This is a genomic window from Pseudomonas chaetocerotis (assembly GCF_015712105.2).
Classification (GTDB): domain Bacteria; phylum Pseudomonadota; class Gammaproteobacteria; order Pseudomonadales; family Pseudomonadaceae; genus Aquipseudomonas; species Aquipseudomonas chaetocerotis.
Genome location: NZ_JACFYX020000007.1, coordinates 181,363 through 197,374, shown reverse-complemented (window position 1 = coordinate 197,374; position 16,012 = coordinate 181,363). Strand labels below are relative to the sequence as shown.

The 16,012-nt window shown below is 61.9% G+C and carries 13 protein-coding genes; 2 read left to right on the top strand and 11 right to left on the bottom strand.

Annotation, left to right across the window (positions count from 1 at the left end; genetic code table 11):
• Positions 1 to 56: 56 nt before the first annotated feature.
• The 5 genes from H3221_RS14375 to puuE all read right to left on the bottom strand — a co-directional run bounded on the left by H3221_RS14375 (position 57) and on the right by puuE (position 5,193).
• Positions 57 to 1,559, bottom strand: a complete 1,503-nt coding sequence (locus tag H3221_RS14375) for a nucleobase:cation symporter-2 family protein (RefSeq protein WP_196475093.1) — start codon at positions 1,557 to 1,559, stop codon at positions 57 to 59.
• 249 nt (positions 1,560 to 1,808) lie between these two features.
• A complete protein-coding gene (locus H3221_RS14370) occupies positions 1,809 to 3,146 on the bottom strand; it encodes a urate hydroxylase PuuD (RefSeq protein WP_196475092.1) in 1,338 nt (445 codons plus the stop codon).
• Between the two features lie 47 nt (positions 3,147 to 3,193).
• A complete protein-coding gene (locus tag H3221_RS14365) occupies positions 3,194 to 3,697 on the bottom strand; it encodes an ureidoglycolate lyase (protein ID WP_196475091.1) in 504 nt (167 codons plus the stop codon).
• A 42-nt stretch (positions 3,698 to 3,739) separates the two neighbouring features.
• Positions 3,740 to 4,255, bottom strand: a complete 516-nt coding sequence (uraD, locus tag H3221_RS14360; RefSeq protein WP_196475090.1) for a 2-oxo-4-hydroxy-4-carboxy-5-ureidoimidazoline decarboxylase — start codon at positions 4,253 to 4,255, stop codon at positions 3,740 to 3,742.
• 11 nt (positions 4,256 to 4,266) lie between these two features.
• A complete protein-coding gene (gene puuE, locus H3221_RS14355) occupies positions 4,267 to 5,193 on the bottom strand; it encodes an allantoinase PuuE (RefSeq protein WP_196475089.1) in 927 nt (308 codons plus the stop codon).
• A gap of 402 nt (positions 5,194 to 5,595) precedes the next feature.
• Here puuE and uraH point away from each other — a divergent pair, with 402 nt between their 5' ends.
• A complete protein-coding gene (gene uraH / locus H3221_RS14350; RefSeq protein ID WP_003460854.1) occupies positions 5,596 to 5,949 on the top strand; it encodes a hydroxyisourate hydrolase in 354 nt (117 codons plus the stop codon).
• 306 nt (positions 5,950 to 6,255) lie between these two features.
• Here the strand turns inward: uraH and H3221_RS14345 are convergent, their stop codons facing one another.
• A complete protein-coding gene (locus tag H3221_RS14345) occupies positions 6,256 to 7,596 on the bottom strand; it encodes an NCS2 family permease (RefSeq protein WP_196475088.1) in 1,341 nt (446 codons plus the stop codon).
• Positions 7,597 to 8,188: 592 nt separating this feature from the next.
• Here H3221_RS14345 and H3221_RS14340 point away from each other — a divergent pair.
• Positions 8,189 to 8,956 carry a GntR family transcriptional regulator gene (locus H3221_RS14340; protein ID WP_024307768.1) on the top strand — a complete coding sequence of 256 codons (768 nt, stop codon included), beginning with the start codon at positions 8,189 to 8,191 and terminating at the stop codon, positions 8,954 to 8,956.
• Between the two features lie 369 nt (positions 8,957 to 9,325).
• Here H3221_RS14340 and guaD read toward each other — a convergent pair whose 3' ends face one another.
• From guaD to xdhA, 5 genes are all read right to left on the bottom strand, one after another.
• Entirely contained in the window at positions 9,326 to 10,627 is a 1,302-nt protein-coding gene (gene guaD, locus H3221_RS14335) for a guanine deaminase (protein ID WP_196475087.1), read from the bottom strand.
• A gap of 117 nt (positions 10,628 to 10,744) precedes the next feature.
• Positions 10,745 to 11,575 (bottom strand): xanthine dehydrogenase accessory protein XdhC, encoded by an 831-nt coding sequence (gene xdhC / locus H3221_RS14330; protein WP_196475086.1) that lies wholly within the window; start codon positions 11,573 to 11,575, stop codon positions 10,745 to 10,747.
• The gene (locus H3221_RS25630) at positions 11,572 to 11,703 is read right to left on the bottom strand and encodes a hypothetical protein (protein WP_263482781.1); all 132 of its coding nucleotides are present in this window, start codon (positions 11,701 to 11,703) and stop codon (positions 11,572 to 11,574) included. The genes xdhC and H3221_RS25630 overlap by 4 nt, the downstream gene beginning before the upstream one ends.
• 113 nt (positions 11,704 to 11,816) lie before the next feature.
• Positions 11,817 to 14,213: a xanthine dehydrogenase molybdopterin binding subunit gene (gene xdhB / locus H3221_RS14325; protein WP_196475085.1), complete on the bottom strand. Its 2,397-nt coding sequence runs from the start codon at positions 14,211 to 14,213 to the stop codon at positions 11,817 to 11,819.
• A 62-nt stretch (positions 14,214 to 14,275) separates the two neighbouring features.
• Positions 14,276 to 15,715, bottom strand: coding sequence for a xanthine dehydrogenase small subunit (gene xdhA / locus H3221_RS14320; RefSeq protein WP_196475084.1), 1,440 nt, complete (start codon positions 15,713 to 15,715; stop codon positions 14,276 to 14,278).
• Positions 15,716 to 16,012: the final 297 nt, after the last annotated feature.

Here is a 16,012-nt window from a genome sequence, read left to right as displayed (position 1 = left end):
GTGCAAGCGTGCGTCTCCCGGCGGCGTGCCGTCGGGAGTTGGGTCTAAGCCAGGGGTCAGCTTGGTCGGGCGGCCGGGTCGAGGTCGCGGCTGAGAGTCTTGAGGCTGCTGTCGTCGATGGCTGCATCATCCGGGCGGTTCTGCAGCACGGTGTGCAGGTGCGCCTCGGGGTCGTAGTCGTCTTCCTCGACTTCGTGATTCTCGTCGGGCAGGAAGATGTTCAGCACGATGGCGCTGAAGGCGCCGATGGTGATGGGCGAGCCGAAGATGTTCTTCAAGACGTCCGGCATGTGCGAGAGCACGTCCGGTACGCCGGCTACACCCAGGCCAAGGCCCAGGGAAATGGCCACGATCAGCACGTTGCGGCGGTGCAGGCCGGCTTCGCTGAGAATCTTGATACCGGCCACCGCGACGGTGCCGAACATGATCAGCGTGGCGCCACCGAGCACCGGCTTGGGCATCAACTGCAATACCGCGCCCACCACCGGGAACAGGCCCAGCAGTACCAGGATGCTGGCGATGTAGAAACCCACATGGCGGCTGGCCACGCCGGTGAGCTGGATCACCCCGTTGTTCTGGCTGAAGGTGGTCATCGGCAAGCTGTTGAACATGGCGGCGACCGCCGAGTTGCAGCCGTCGGCCAGTACCCCGGATTTGATCCGGCGCATGTACAGCGGCCCTTTGACCGGCTGCTTGGAGATGATCGAGTTGGCGGTCAGGTCGCCTGCCGTTTCCAGCGGGGTGATCAGGAAGATCACGGCGATCGGTACGAAGGCGATCCAGTCGAAGCCGAAGCCGTACTTGAACGGTTGCGGCACGCTGATCAGCGGCACCTCGGCCATGTTGGCGAAGTCCACCCGACCGGTGAACCAGGCGACCGCGAAGCCCAGGGTCAGGCCGATGATCACTGCAGAAAGACGCAGCACCTGCGAGGATGCGCGGTTGAGCACGACGATGGTGCCCAGCACCAGACCGCCGAGGGCCAGGTGGTGCAAGGCGCCGAGATCTGGCGCGCCATAGCCGCCGGCCAGATCGGTCATGCCCACCTTGATCAACGACAGCCCCATCAGGCAAATGATGGTGCCGGTGACCACTGGGGTGATCACCTTGCGCAGCTTGTTGATGAACTGACTGAAGGCAATCTCGACGAACGCGGCGCAAAAGCAGATGCCGAACAGCGTGGCGAGTATCTCCTCCTCGCTGGCGCCGCGCCCCTTGACGATGAAGCCGGCGCTGAGAATCACGCTGAGAAAACCGAAGCTGGTGCCCTGCAGGCACAACAGGCCGGAACCGATAGGGCCGATACGTTTGGCCTGGACGAAGGTGCCGAGGCCGGAGACGAACAGCGCCATGCTCACCAGATAAGGTACATGGGCGCCGAGGCCCAGAGCACTGCCGACGATCAGGGTAGGGGTGATGATGCCGACGAAGCTGGCCAGCACATGCTGTAGCGCCGCGAAGATGGCTGGGGCGAAAGCTGGCGTGTCGTCCAGCTGATAGATCAGGTCGCTGTTGCCGACGGGCGTAGCTGGAGCTTGGGTGTTGCTGTCTGTGGTCATGTCATAGCCTGCCAGTTGTTTTTATATGGTCATGGGCTTACACGAGGCTTCACGGCACCTCTGCTCTGCTCGAAAGAAAGCTGTCCAATCGGTCAGAATGGGCCGACTATAGCAACTTGTGGACATGGTTAAAAACAATTTATTTTAAGATTGTGCACAAAAAATGAACCGCCGGTCAGCTCGCGCTGCCGGCGGTTCATGGGTGTAAAAAGATGCCGCGCCCAGTGACGGGCGCGACATGTGTGGCAATCAGTTGATCTGAGCGCCTTTGGCGATCCAGCTGCCAATCAGGTCGCGTTCGTCCTGAGTCATCTGAGTGATGTTGCCTAGCGGCATGATCTGCGTGGCCACGGTCTGCGCGTGGATCTTCGCTGCCTGCGCCTTGATCTGCTCGGGTGTGTCGAGCATGAAGCCGGCTGGTGCGGTGCTGAACATCGGGCTGGTGGGGCTGGATGAATGGCACACGGTGCAACGCTCATGGATCACGCTTTCGACTTGGGCGAAATCGGTGCTGGCGGCAGGTGTCGCGCTGTCAGCGGCAGTGGGTGAGGCCTCGCTTGTATCGGCTTTGGCCTGGGTTTCCTCTACAGCAGGCGTGCTGGTTGTGGAGGGGTTACCGGGGCGGCCGGTAGCAGGAACGGGAGCGTACTTGATCGCCGGCGCTTGGGCCGTTGTCGGTGCGCTGACCAATTGCGTTTGCGGGCCGGTGACGTAAGCCAGGCAGATCATGCCCAGCGCTGCGGCCGGCAGGGTCCAGACGTACTTGCTGCTGTCATGGCGGGTGTTGAAGTAGTGGCGCACCAGCACGGCCAGAATCGCGATACCGGCCAGGATCAGCCAGTTGTACTGACTGCCGTAGGTGCTCGGGAAGTGGTTGCTGATCATGATGAACAGCACCGGCAGGGTGAAGTAGTTGTTGTGGCGCGAGCGCAGCAGGCCCTTGGCCGGCAGCAGCGGATCGGGCGTCGTGTTGTTTTCGATGGCCTTAACCAGCGCGCGCTGGGCCGGCATGATGGTGAAGAACACGTTGCCGACCATGATGGTGCCGATGATCGCACCAACGTGGATGTACGCCGCGCGTCCGCTGAAGATCTGGCTGAAGCCGTAGGCTGCAGCGATGATCAGCACGAACAGCACGGCGCCGAGCAGGGCCGGGCGTTTACCCAGCGGCGAATCGCATAGGAAGTGGTAAATCACATAGCTGAGCGCCATCGAGCCGAGGCCGACGGCGATGGCCGCCGCCGGTGCCAGATCAACGCCCGGCTTGACCAGGTAAAGGCTGGGGTTGAGGTAGTACACCACCAGCAGCAGGGCGACGCCCGACAGCCAGGTGAAGTAGGCCTCCCATTTGAACCAGTGCAGGTTCTCCGGCATTTTCGGCGGAGCCAGCTTGTACTTTTCCAGGTGGTAGATGCCGCCGCCGTGAATCGCCCAGAGGTCGCCCGACAGGCCCTCGCGAGGATTGCTACGGTTGAGGTTGTTCTCCAGCCAGACGAAATAGAACGATGCGCCGATCCAGGCGATACCGGTGATCATATGGATCCAGCGGATGCCCAGGTTTAGCCATTCGGTGAAATGTGCTTCCACGATCTGTACCTCTTTCCCGGGATAGGCACGCCAGCCCCGGGCTTCTCTTATTGGTGGGGGTTGAGGAGGAGAAGCTCGTCCTCATTGAAGAAATGCTCATCGCAGTTGTTGCCGGAACCACTGCGATCAACCACCAGGAAGTCATCCCGCTTTTCGATCGTCAGCACCGGGTGGTGCCAGACGCCGCGATGGTAATTGATGCCCTGCCTGCCATTGCTGAGGAAGGCACGGACGGACCCTGATACAGGTACATCGCCAATTGGCGCGACCACGATCAGAAAGGGGTTGCCGAGCAGCGGAATGAAAGCCTGGCTGCCCAGCGGATGGCGTTCCAGCATGCGGATGATCAACGGCATCTCCAGCGACTCGGCGCTGAAGATGCTGATGATGGCCTGATCCTCCGGCTGAGCGGTCTCCACGCTGGCCAGCTTGTGATAGCGGCGGGTGGAACCGTTGTTGATCATGAAGAAGTCGCTGCCGTCGGTTTCGATCACGTCACCGAAGGGGGCGAAGGCTTCTTTGCTCAGGGGCTCGATGGTCAGGCTACGCATGGCTGTTCTACTTGTTCTGTTCGTGTGGAGAGGCTGCAGCGCTTACAGCTGCTGCAGGCGGAAGAGGGCGATCTTGTTGATCTCGGCGAGGGCGGTCTGGAATTCCTGCTCCGGGGTGTTGTGAATGCGCTCCTCGAAGGCGGCCAGGATCTGGTGGCGGTTGCTGCCCTTGACGGCCTTGATGAAGGGGAAGCCGAACTTGGCCTTGTAGGCGTCGTTGAGCTCGGTGAAGCGGGCGAACTCCTCGGCGGTGCATTCGTGGATGCCGGCACCGGACTGTTCGGCTGTGCTGGAGGCGGTCAGTTCGCCGCGAACGGCGGCTTTACCGGCCAGGTCCGGGTGCGCGTTGATCAGTGCCAACTGCGCCTCATGGCTGGTAGACAGGAGAATGTCGGCCATGCGCTGCTGCAGGCTATCGATATCGTCGACGCTCTCGTCGAGACCAAGGTCGTAAGCTTTCTCGGCGACCCAGGGCGAGTGCTCGTAGATGTCGGCGAAGGCGGCAACGAATGCGTCGCGGCTCAGCTGGGAAGGGGTCAGGGTCTGGAAACGGCTCATGGGCAGCTCTCTCATTCGGTCGCACGGAAGGGATGGGTGACGTGCCAGTGCTTGGCGATGTCGACGCGGCGGGCGCACCAGACCTTGTCATGGCTCTTCACGTAGTCGATGAAGCGCGCCAGCGAGGCCATGCGCGCCGGGCGGCCGAGCAGACGGCAGTGCATGCCGATCGACAGCATCTTCGGTGCGCCGGCTTCCCCCTCGGCGTAGAGCACGTCGAAGGCATCCTTGAGGTATTCGAAGAAGTCGTCGCCCTTGTTGAAGCCCTGTACCTGGGTGAAGCGCATGTCGTTGGTGTCCAGGGTGTAGGGGATCACCAGGTGCGGCTTTTCTGGGGTGCTGGCCGGGTCCCAGTAGGGCAGGTCGTCGTCGTAGGTATCGGAGTCGTAGAGGAAGCCGCCTTCCTCGCGCACGATGCGCCGGGTGTTCGGGCCCAGGCGGCCGGTGTACCAGCCCAGCGGGCGTTCACCGGTCAGTTCGGTGAGGATACGGATGGCCTCGAACATGTGCTCCCGCTCGGTGGCTTCGTCCATATTCTGATAGTCGATCCAGCGATAGCCGTGGCTGCAGATCTCGTGACCGGCGGCGACCATCTCGCGGATCACCTCGGGGTGACGCTGGGCGGCCATGGCCACGGCGAAGATGGTCAGCGGAATGTCGTGCTTCTTGAACAGGTTGAGCAGGCGCCAGACACCGGTGCGGCTGCCATACTCGTAGAGCGACTCCATGCACAGGTTGCGCTGACCCTGCAACGGCTGGGCGGAGACCATCTCGGAGAGGAAGGCCTCGGACTCCTTGTCGCCGTGCAGGATATTGCGCTCGCCGCCTTCTTCATAATTGAGCACGAAAGACAGGGCGATGCGGGCGTCGCCCGGCCAGTGCGGGTGGGGTGGGGTTGCGCCGTAGCCGATCAAATCGCGTGGGTAATCAGCGTTCACTGCAATCTTCCTATCTGGAACGTTGCGGTCACTGCGTGCCGGGTAATCGACGGCTACGCGACCGGGATGGGTAATTGTATACAAAGTTAGTTGCCGTTTGTAAATCGACTTTTCATCATTTTCTTCTCTGCGCGCCAAGGCAAAAAAATTGCGTAAGCGGTCAGCAATGCGCGCTGGTTGTACCGTGGTTGCTGGCTGGCGATGTCGTGGGTAGTGAGCTGGTTTGGTGCGCGCATGGCATCTGTATGGGTTTTATTGTGTACAATTTATGCGTAAAGTGTTTTATATTCGATCTGCGTGCTATCCTGCCACTGCGTCGGAGCACTGCGACGAGCCGATTTCAACAGAGTAGAGGAGGTGTGGTGTTCGTAGGGCGCGAGTCGCTGCGGGCATCCGAGACCCATGGGACGTTTGACTACACATGTACTGGACGCCGCGCACGGCTGCCCAGGGAGTGACATCAAGGTCGAGCTGTACCGCGTCGAAGGCGCGCAGCTGGAACTGATCAACAGCGTTACCACCAACCACGACGGCCGTTGCGATGCGCCGGTGCTGCAGGGTGACGACTACCGCACGGGCGTTTACCAGTTGCATTTCCACGCCGGCGACTACTACCGCGCCCGTGGCGTGAAGCTGCCGGACACGGCATTTCTCGATGTCGTGGTCCTGCGTTTCGGCATCGATGCCGGCCAGGAGCACTACCACGTGCCGCTGCTGATTTCCCCTTACAGCTACTCCACCTATCGCGGTAGCTGATTGACTGGCGGGCCAGACGCCTGCCAGACGAATGCTTGTCACCCTCAGACTCGTTTGAGTCCTTACGCCCGCTCACACTGCGGGCTTTTTTTTTACTCGCGCGTAGGGTGCGCCGCGCGCATCGAATTCGAGGCGCTCCAGCAGGCCGAATATTGGCCCGGTGCGCGTGGTGTTCAGGCGGTATCCGTTGCGTAGCCCGGATGCTATCCGGGGCGGCCCATACACTGCACATCCGCTGGCATCGATGGACCAAACGCAAAACCCCGGCACAGGGCCGGGGCTTCGATCAGCGCGTGGTATTGGTCGTCAGAGGAAGGCGAACTTGGCGATGAAGATCACGCACAGCGCATACAGGCTCAGCGACACCTTGTCACTCTGACCTGTCAGCAGTTTCAGTGTGGCGTAGGTGAGAAAACCCAGGGCGATGCCGTTGGCGATGGAGAAGGTCAGCGGCATCATCACCACGGTCACGATGGCTGGGATGGTGTCGGTGTGGTCCTTCCAATCGATGTGCGCCATGCCGCTCATCATCAGCATCGCCACGTAGATCAGCGCGCCCGCGGTTGCGTAGGCCGGAATCATGCCTGCCAGCGGGGCGAAGAACATCGCCGCGAGGAACAGGAGGCCGACGGTGATGGCGGTCAGGCCGGTACGGCCACCAGCGGCTACGCCTGCAGCGCTTTCCACGTAGCTGGTCACCGGCGGGCAGCCGACCATGGCGCCCACAACGCTCGAGGTGGAGTCGGCTTTCAGGGCCTTGGACAGGTTCTGGATCTTGCCATCTTCATCCACCAGGTTGGCGCGATGGGCCACGCCCATCAGCGTGCCGGCGGTGTCGAACATGTTCACGAAGAGGAACGCCAGAATCACGCTGATCATCGCCACGTTGAACGCGCCGGCGATGTCCATGGCCAGGAAGGTCGGGGCCAGGCTCGGCGGCATCGACACCAGGCCGCCGTATTCCACCAGGCCCAGGGCCCAGCCGATTGCGGTCACGCCGAGCATGCTGAAGAGAATGGCGCCAAAGACGTTGCGGTGGCTGAGCACGGCGATCATCAGAAAGCACACGGCAGCCAGCAGCGCCGAAGGGTTACTGAACGAACCCATGGTCAGCAGGGTGGCCGGGCTGTCGACGACGATGCCAGCAGTCTTCAGGCCAATCAGACCGAGGAACAGGCCGACCCCGGCACCCATGGCGAAGCGCAGGCTCATCGGAATGCTGTTGAGCAGCCATTCGCGAATCTTCGACAGGCTCATGATCATGAACAGCACGCCGGAGATGAATACTGCGCCCAGTGCGATCTCCCAGCTGTAGCCCATTTCACCCACGACGGTGTAGGTAAAGAAGGCGTTCAGGCCCATGCCGGGTGCCAGGCCGACCGGCCAGTTGGCGTACAGCCCCATCAGGAAACAGCCCAGGGCCGCGCCGATGCAGGTGGCGACGAATGCTGCGCCGTGATCGATGCCAGCGGTTGCCATGATGTTGGGGTTGACGAAGATGATGTAGGCCATGGTGACGAAGGTCGTCAGGCCGGCCAGCAGTTCGGTCTTGAGGGTGGTGCGATGCTCGGTCAGTTTGAAGAAGCGGTCGAGCAGGCCACCTCTTGCCAGTTGATTCGCGTGTTGTTCTTGTTTGACGCTTTCCACAGCGGGTACTCCTCATCTCTCTTGTTGTGTACCGCCCAGAGCGTTGCGCAAGAACAATGCTCTCTGAGGCAGGCGGTGTTTCGGCGGTGCTTCCTGGCTAAGTTGTTGACCGAGCGGTCAAGAAGTCACTCAGGCGCGATTATGCTGTTGTATACAAAAAATGCAATTAATGTTTTTAGTGTTGCATTGATCGCACCAATTGGCCGTGCTGAGGTGGGTGCGTAGAGATTTGGCGACAATCTTCTCGATCTTTAGAGTGAAGTTCTTTTAAAACAAAGAGATATCTTTATGGCCGGCTGAAGGCCTTCTATCGCCTGAGCATCGATTCGTCAGCCGTTGAAGGTCCTTAGCCATTAATGGACTGAGGAGTCGGCTATATATAAGGAAAGAATTTGTCGTTCTGTGCTCAGCCTCAGGCGATGAGATACCGATGCTCAGCTATGACGTCATACAACGAAGGGTGTAGTGGCTGGTTGACTTGTGTACAATTGCCTGAATTTTTTTCTGATGTTTTTTCGCTCGGAGCTTGTCAGCTACCGGGTAGAACACAGTAGAGTCGCAGTGTCGCCGACTCTCATTGACGCGAGCCAGAATGAACGATCAATTGCAGCCTCTCAAGAAGCAGCCGCGCGTGGGCAAAAGCAGCCGCAGCGGGACTCAGGACGATGTCGTATATGCCCATATCTTCGATGCCATTCTCGAGCAGCGTCTGGCGCCCGGCACCAAGCTGAGCGAAGAGGCGCTGGGTGAGATCTTCGGCGTCAGTCGCACCATCATCCGTCGCGCTCTTTCGCGTCTGGCTCATGAGGGCGTGGTGCTGCTGCGCCCGAACCGTGGCGCGGTAGTGGCCAGCCCGAGCGTCGAAGAAGCGCGGCAGATCTTCTACGCGCGCCGCCTGGTCGAGCGCGCCATCACCGAGCTGGCCGTCGAGCACGCGACCGCCGAGCAACTGGCCGAGCTACGGCAGATGGTCAAGGACGAGCAGGACAGTTTCTCACGCGGCGATCGAGGTGCAGGTATTCGCCTGTCCGGCGAGTTTCACCTGAAGCTGGCCGAGGCCGCGCGTAATGCGCCGCTGGTGAGTTTCCAGCGCAGCCTGGTGTCGCAGACCTCGCTGATCATCGCCCAGTACGAAAGCGGCAGCCGTTCGCATTGCTCCTATGACGAGCACAATCAACTGATCGACGCCATCGAGGCGCGCGATGCCGAGCGTGCGGTGCACCTGATGATGCATCATATGGATCATATCGACAGCAAGCTGAACCTGGACGAGGAAAGCGCTTCGGACGATCTGCACGCGGTGTTCTCGCACTTGCTGCAGACCAAGAAGAAGCCCGGCCGCAGCGCTGCCAACCGCTGATTCGTTGCGTGTAACAAGAAAGCCCCGATGCTCGCGCATCGGGGCTTTTTCGTATTCAGCGCGGCAGGTTGCGCCGTGCGCACCATGGCCACGTGAAATTGGCCGGCGTGCTCGATCTGGCAACGATTGATGTTCAGGGTGGATTACGCGGCGTACCGCTCTTATCTGCGCCTGCAAGATTGGCGTTCAGCGCCGCGAACCCACCCGTCAATCCGTCGGGTGGATCACGCTTTATCGATCCATCGCTTTGGTAAATGTAAAAAAACGACATCCACCCTACGCCACCCTGTCAGCCGCAATTCCCATGCGGCCCTTGGTGCGCGCGGCGCACCCTACGTTAGCCCGTGGATCGAGCGGCACACCCTACGCTTAGCGCTGGTGCACCGATGCACCAGCGGCAAAGGTCTCTTTCACGGCGCGGTCATCACCGAGCATGGTCAGGGCGAACAGGCGTTCTTCCAGGCTCTTGGCTTGTTGCATGCGGTAGCTGATCAGCGGCGTGGCGTTGTAGTCCAGCACCACGAAGTCGGCGTCCTTGCCGGGTAGGAAGTTGCCCAGCTTGTCGTCCAGGTACAGCGCATTGGCGCCGCCCAGGGTGGCCAGGTACAGCGACTTGAACGGGTCGAGTTTCTTGCCCTGCAACTGCATCACCTTGTACGCCTCGTTCAGCGATTGCAGCTGGCTGAAGCTGGTGCCGGCGCCGACATCGGTACCCAGGCCGACGCGCACACCATGGGCTTCCAGCTTGTTCAGGTCGAACAGGCCGCTGCCCAGGAACAGGTTGGAAGTGGGACAGAAGGCGACCGCAGAGCCGGTCTCGGCCAGGCGTCTGCACTCGTCGTCGCACAGGTGCACGCCATGAGCGAACACCGCGCGCGGGCCGATCAGCTTGTGGTGGTCGTAGACATCGAGATAGCCCTTGCGCTCTGGGAACAGCGCCTTGACCCACTCGATCTCCTTGCGGTTCTCGGACAGGTGGGTGTGCATGTACAGGTCCGGATACTCACCCAGCAGCTTGCCGGCCAGCTCCAGTTGCTCCGGCGTACTGGTCGGCGCGAAGCGCGGGGTGACCGCGTAGTGCAAGCGGCCCTTGCCGTGCCAGCGCTCGATCAATGCCTTGCTCTCGGCGTAGCCGGATGCGGCGGTGTCGGTCAGGTAGTCCGGGGCGTTGCGATCCATCAGCACCTTGCCGGCGATCATGCGCAGGTTGAGCTTGCTGGCCTGCTCGAAAAAGGCATCCACCGACTGCGGATGCACGCTGCCAAATACCAGGGCGGTGGTGGTGCCATTGCGCAGCAGTTCCTTGAGGAAGATCGCTGCCACGTCGCTGGCGTGCGCCTTGTCTTCGAACTGCTGCTCTGTGGGGAAGGTGTAGGTGTTGAGCCAGTCCAGCAACTGTTCGCCGTAGGAGGCGATCATGCCGGTCTGCGGGTAGTGGATGTGGGTGTCGATGAATCCGGGGGTGATCAGCGCGTCACGGTACTCGGTGATTTCGACGCCGGCCAGCTTCGGCAACAGCTCGGCAGCAGCGCCGACCTGGGTGATCTTGCCACTTTCGATCAGCAGGATGCCGTCCTCGAAATATTCGTAGGATTGCTCGACACCGACCACGGCCGGGTCGGCGAGGCTGTGCAGGATGGCAGCGCGGTAGGCTTTGATATGGGTGGTCATCTATTACGTCTCGATTGGCGGCTGCACTGCGTAGGGTGCGCTGTGCGCACCACGGACAATGCGGTGTTGTTGGTGCGCACGGCGCACCCTACTGGGCGCGCCGCGAATTAGGCAGAGTCAGGACCGGCGCGAGGCCGGCAGCAGTTTGGCGACGCTGGATTCGCCTTTCTTCACGTCCTGGCCGAAGCTTGCGTTATAGGTGGCGATCACCTCGCCGGCGATGGACACGGCAATCTCCACCGGCAGCTTGCCTTTCACTTCGGCCAGGCCCATGGGGCAGCGCATACGTGCCATCAGCGTTTCCTCGAAGCCACGTTCGCGCAGGCGATGCTCGAACTTGACGCGTTTGGTCTTCGAGCCGATCAGGCCGTAGTAGGCGAAGTCGCCGCGCTTGAGGATCGCCGCGGTCAGCTCCAGGTCGAGCTGATGGTTGTGAGTCATGACGATGTAGTAGCTGCCGGGCGGCATGTTCTCCACCTCGTCGACCACTTCGTCATTGACGATCTTTTCCACGCCGGCGGTGATGTGCTCGGGAAATTCGTTCTCCCGCGAGTCGATCCAGCGCACCTTGCACGGCAGGCTGGCGAGCAGCGGCACCAGCGCTCGGCCGACATGACCGGCACCGAACACGGCGATCTGCGCCTGGGGCTGGCCCATGGGCTCGAACAGCAGCACGGTGGCGCCACCGCAGCACTGGCCGAGGCTGGCACCAAGGGAGAAGCGCTCCAGGCGCGTGTCCTGGCTGCGCGTTGCAAGCATCTCGCGCGCCATCTCCATGGCCTTGTATTCCAGATGACCGCCGCCGATGGTTTCGAAGATGCGCTCGGCGGTGACCACCATCTTCGAGCCGGCATTACGTGGCGTCGAGCCACGTTCCTCGATGATGGTCACCAGTACGCAGGCTTCACCTTGTTGTTGCAGGTCGGCGAGGGCGCTGATCCAGCTCATTTGCTCAGCCTCCAGGAAGGCGTGGTCTGGCCCGGGCGCGGCAGGCGCCAGTTGCTCGGCGACGGGTCGAGAATCGGTACCGGTGCCGGGCGAGCAGGGCGGTTATTCGGTTCGGTGTGTTTTGTCATTGTTGTACACCTGCTTTGTTCGTTGTTCACGCCTCTGGTGGACAACGCTTCGCGGTTGTCCACCCTACGACGGTGGATGTCGCGCAGCACATCCACCAGTTCGGTGGCGCGTGCTACGCCGGCTCGACCTCGGCAGCGCTGGCAACCTTGGCTGCAGCCTTCAACTTGCGCATCTGCTCCACGCCCCAGAGCACGCGCTCGGGGGTGGCCGGGGCGTCGATCTGCGGTTGCACCTTGTAGTCGCCCAGGCTGGCCACGGCGTCCTTCAGGGCGCACCAGGCAGCGATGCCGAGCATGAACGGCGGCTCGCCGACGGCCTTGGAGTGGAACACGGTGTCTTCCGGGTTCTTGCGGTTCTCCACCAGCTTCACGCGCAGGTCGATGGGCATGTCGGCGATGGCCGGGATCTTGTAGCTGGCCGGGCCGTTGGTCATCAGCTTGCCCTTGGCGTTCCACACCAGTTCTTCCATGGTCAGCCAGCCCATGCCCTGGACGAAGGCGCCCTCGACCTGGCCAATGTCGATGGCCGGGTTCAGCGAATCGCCGACATCATGCAGGATGTCGCCGCGCAGCATGCGGTATTCGCCGGTCAGGGTGTCGACCAGCACCTCCACGCAGGCCACGCCGTAGGCGTAGTAGTAGAAGGGGCGGCCGGCGGCCTTGTCGCGGTCGTAGTAGATTTTCGGCGTGCGGTAGAAGCCGGTCGAAGACAGCGAGACCTGACCGAAGTAGGCCTTCTGGATCATCTCCTCGAAGGACAGGAAGTGATCGCGCACGCGCACCTGGCCGTTGCGGAATTCGATGTCTTCCGGGGTGACCTTGTACTCGCGCACCAGGAAGTCGACCAGGCGTTGCTTGATGGTTTCGGCTGCGTTCTTCGCCGCCATGCCGTTGAGGTCGGCGCCGCTGGAGGCCGCGGTGGGTGAGGTGTTGGGCACCTTGTCGGTGTTGGTGGCGGTGATCTGGATGCGTTCGATATCGACCTGGAACACCTCGGCCACGACCTGTGCGACCTTGGTGTTGAGGCCCTGGCCCATCTCGGTGCCGCCGTGGTTCAGATGGATCGAACCGTCGGTGTAAATGTGGATCAGCGCGCCGGCCTGGTTGAGGAAGGTGGCGGTGAAGCTGATGCCGAATTTCACCGGGGTCATGGCCAGGCCTTTCTTCAATACCGGGCTCTTGGCGTTGAAGGCGCGAATTTCTTCACGACGCCTGGCGTACTCGCAGCTCTCCTCCAGCTCGGCGGTCATTTCGTGAATGACGTTGTGCTCGACGGTCTGGTGGTAGTGGGTGACGTTGCGCTCGGTCTTGCCGTAGTAGTTGAGCTTGCGCACTTCCAGCGGATCCTTGCCCAGGCTGCGGGCCACGGCGTCCATCACTTCCTCGATGGCGACCATGCCCTGCGGACCGCCGAAACCGCGGTAGGCGGTGTTCGAGGCAGTGTTGGTCTTGCAGCGATGGCCATTGATGGTGGCGTTGCCGAGGAAGTAGGCGTTGTCCGAGTGGAACATGGCGCGGTCGACGATGGAGCCGGACAGGTCTGGCGAGTAGCCGCAGTTACCGGCCAGGTCCATCTCGATGCCGTGCAGCAGGCCGTCGTCATCGAAGCCGACGTCGTACTCGACGTAGAAGGGGTGACGCTTGCCGGTCATGCTCATGTCTTCGACGCGCGGCAGGCGCATCTTGGTCGGCCGGCCGGTGAGGTGCGCAATCACTGCGCACAGGCACGCCGGGCCAGCAGCCTGGGTTTCCTTGCCGCCGAAACCGCCGCCCATGCGGCGCATGTCGATGACGATCTTGTTCATCGGCACGCCGAGCACTTCGGCTACCAGTTTCTGTACCTCGGTGGGGTTTTGCGTCGAGGTGTAGACCAGCATGCCGCCATCTTCGGTGGGCATGACCGAGGAAATCTGGGTTTCCAGGTAGAAGTGCTCCTGGCCGCCGATATGCAGGGTGCCCTGCAGGCGACGCGGGGCGCTCGCCAACTTGCTGGTCGAATCGCCGATGCGGTGGGTGTGGCTGGCCAGCACGAAATGCTTCTTGCGCAGGGCCTCGACCACGTCGAGCACCGGTTCCAGGTCCTCGTATTCGACGATCGCGGCCATGGCCGCCTTGCGTGCGGTTTCCAGGCTGTCGGCAGCGACTGCCAGCACCACCTGGCCAACGTACTCGACCTTGCCGTCAGCCAGCAATGGATCACCGGCGACCACCGGGCCGATGTCCAACTGGCCGGGTACATCGTCCTTGGTAATGGCGATGGCCACGCCCGGAAATTCGTAGCAGGGGCGGGTGTCGATACGCACGATACGCGCATGGGCGCGATCCGACTGGCGTACGTAGACGTGCAACTGGTTGGGGAATTCCAGGCGGTCGTCGACATAGACCGCTTCGCCGGACACATGCTTGTCCGCGCTCTCGTGCTTGACGCTCTTGCCGACGCCGCTGGTCATGCCGGCGCGGAACAGGGCGGCCAGCTCTTCCTGGGATTTGTGTTCGATATGATTGGACATCTTCGCCTCCAAAACTTCGCATGCCGCCGGGCGGGCCGGCGGCGTATCAATTCACTGCGCCCTCAGGCGTAAGCGGTAACCCGGGTTTCGACCTCGGGCGACTGCTGCTCCAGGAAGAACTTGCGCAGCAGGTTCTGGGCAGTGAGCAGGCGGTATTCCTTGCTGGCGCGGAAGTCCGACAGCGGGGTGAAGTCCTCACCCAGTGCGTCGCAGGCACGCTCGATCACTCCCGGATACCAGGCCGAGCCGACCAGGGCCGCTTCGCAGGCGCTGGCGCGTTTGGGGATGGCGGCCATACCGCCGAAGGCGATGCGTGCTGCGGTGACCACACCATCTTCGATGCTCAGGTTGAAGGCGGCGCAGACGGCGGAGATGTCGTCGTCCAGGCGCTTGGACACCTTGTAGGCGCGGAACGCCTGATTCGCCCGGGCACGCGGCACGATGATCTTCTCGATGAATTCGGCTTCCTGGCGCGCGGTCACCTTGTAGTCCAGGAAGTAGTCCTGCAGCGGCAGGATGCGCCGGGTATTGCCCTGGCGCAGGGCGATCTGCGCGCCAAGGGCGATCAGCAGCGGCGGGGCGTCGCCGATGGGCGAGGCGTTGCCGATGTTGCCGCCCAGGGTGCCCTGGTTGCGGATCTGCAGCGAGGCGAAGCGATGCAGCAGCTCGCCGAAGTCCGGGTATTCGCGCGACAGCGCTTCGTAGCAGTCGGACAGCGCCGCAGCAGCACCGATTTCGATGGCGCTGTCGGTCACTTCGATGCGCTTCATGTCTTCGATATGGCCGACGTAGATCATCACCGGCAGTTCACGGTGGAACTGGGTGACTTCCAGGGCCAGGTCGGTACCACCGGCGAGCAGGCGGGCTTCGGGGTTGGCAGCATAGAGGTCGGCCAGGTCGGCCACCGTCAGCGGCACCAGGCAGCGCTTGTCTCCACTGTTGAGCTCGGCGGTTTCACGCGGGGCGATGGCCTTGAGCTGGGCCACGGTGTTGCTTTCGAAGGCATCGAACTGATCCGGCTGCTTCTGGCAGCAGGCCTGCTCGGCGGCATCGATGATCGGGCGATAGCCGGTGCAGCGGCACAGGTTGCCGGCCAGGGCTTCGAGGGTCTGGCCCTTGTCGTAGCCCGTGGAGTTCTTCTGCAGGGCGAACAGCGACATGATGAAGCCGGGGGTGCAGAAGCCGCACTGCGAGCCATGGCAGTCGACCATCGCCTGCTGCACGCTGTGCAACTTGCCCTGGTGCTTGAGGTCTTCGACGGTGATCAGTTGCTTGCCGTGCAGGCTGGAAACGAAGGTCAGGCAGGAGTTGAGGGTGCGATAACGAACGCGGTCGCCATCGAGCTCGCCCACCACCACGGTGCAGGCACCGCAGTCGCCGGAGGCACAGCCTTCCTTGGTTCCGGTTTTGCCGACGTGTTCACGCAGGTAGTTGAGCACGGTGACGTTGGGGTCCAGGGCATGCTCGGTGCGCAGCTCCCGGTTGAGTAAAAACTGGATCAAGGACGACCTCCAGGCACTTTATTGTTATGAATCGGTGGCTCGCCGGGTAATGCGCACGCATTGCAGGGCCCGGGTGTGAGTGACCATGGGGGCAATCTAGAGTTTTCTGACTTTTGGGTCAACAAATATTTGACCTCGTGGTCAGCTGTTTGTCGTGCGTTTCAGTTATCAGCGCGGGGGCCGGATTCATGCTCTGAGCGTAGCGGTTTTCGTGCCAGCTAGGGCTCTGCTGCGGGGTTTCCGTAGGGTGTCCGGGGCCGTCTAGGCCGTGCGCACAAATGTTCGGCGGCGAATGGT

Excerpts from the sequence above, each read along its gene's own strand:
- H3221_RS14375 (WP_196475093.1), bottom strand. The coding sequence starts at position 1,559 with ATGACCACAGACAGCAACACCCAAGCTCCAGCTACGCCCGTCGGCAAC.
- H3221_RS14365 (WP_196475091.1), bottom strand. The coding sequence starts at position 3,697 with ATGCGTAGCCTGACCATCGAGCCCCTGAGCAAAGAAGCCTTCGCCCCC.
- uraD (WP_196475090.1), bottom strand. The coding sequence starts at position 4,255 with ATGAGCCGTTTCCAGACCCTGACCCCTTCCCAGCTGAGCCGCGACGCA.
- uraH (WP_003460854.1), top strand. The coding sequence starts at position 5,596 with ATGGGACGTTTGACTACACATGTACTGGACGCCGCGCACGGCTGCCCA.
- H3221_RS14340 (WP_024307768.1), top strand. The coding sequence starts at position 8,189 with ATGAACGATCAATTGCAGCCTCTCAAGAAGCAGCCGCGCGTGGGCAAA.
- guaD (WP_196475087.1), bottom strand. The coding sequence starts at position 10,627 with ATGACCACCCATATCAAAGCCTACCGCGCTGCCATCCTGCACAGCCTC.
- xdhC (WP_196475086.1), bottom strand. The coding sequence starts at position 11,575 with ATGAGCTGGATCAGCGCCCTCGCCGACCTGCAACAACAAGGTGAAGCC.
- H3221_RS25630 (WP_263482781.1), bottom strand. The coding sequence starts at position 11,703 with ATGACAAAACACACCGAACCGAATAACCGCCCTGCTCGCCCGGCACCG.
- xdhB (WP_196475085.1), bottom strand. The coding sequence starts at position 14,213 with ATGTCCAATCATATCGAACACAAATCCCAGGAAGAGCTGGCCGCCCTG.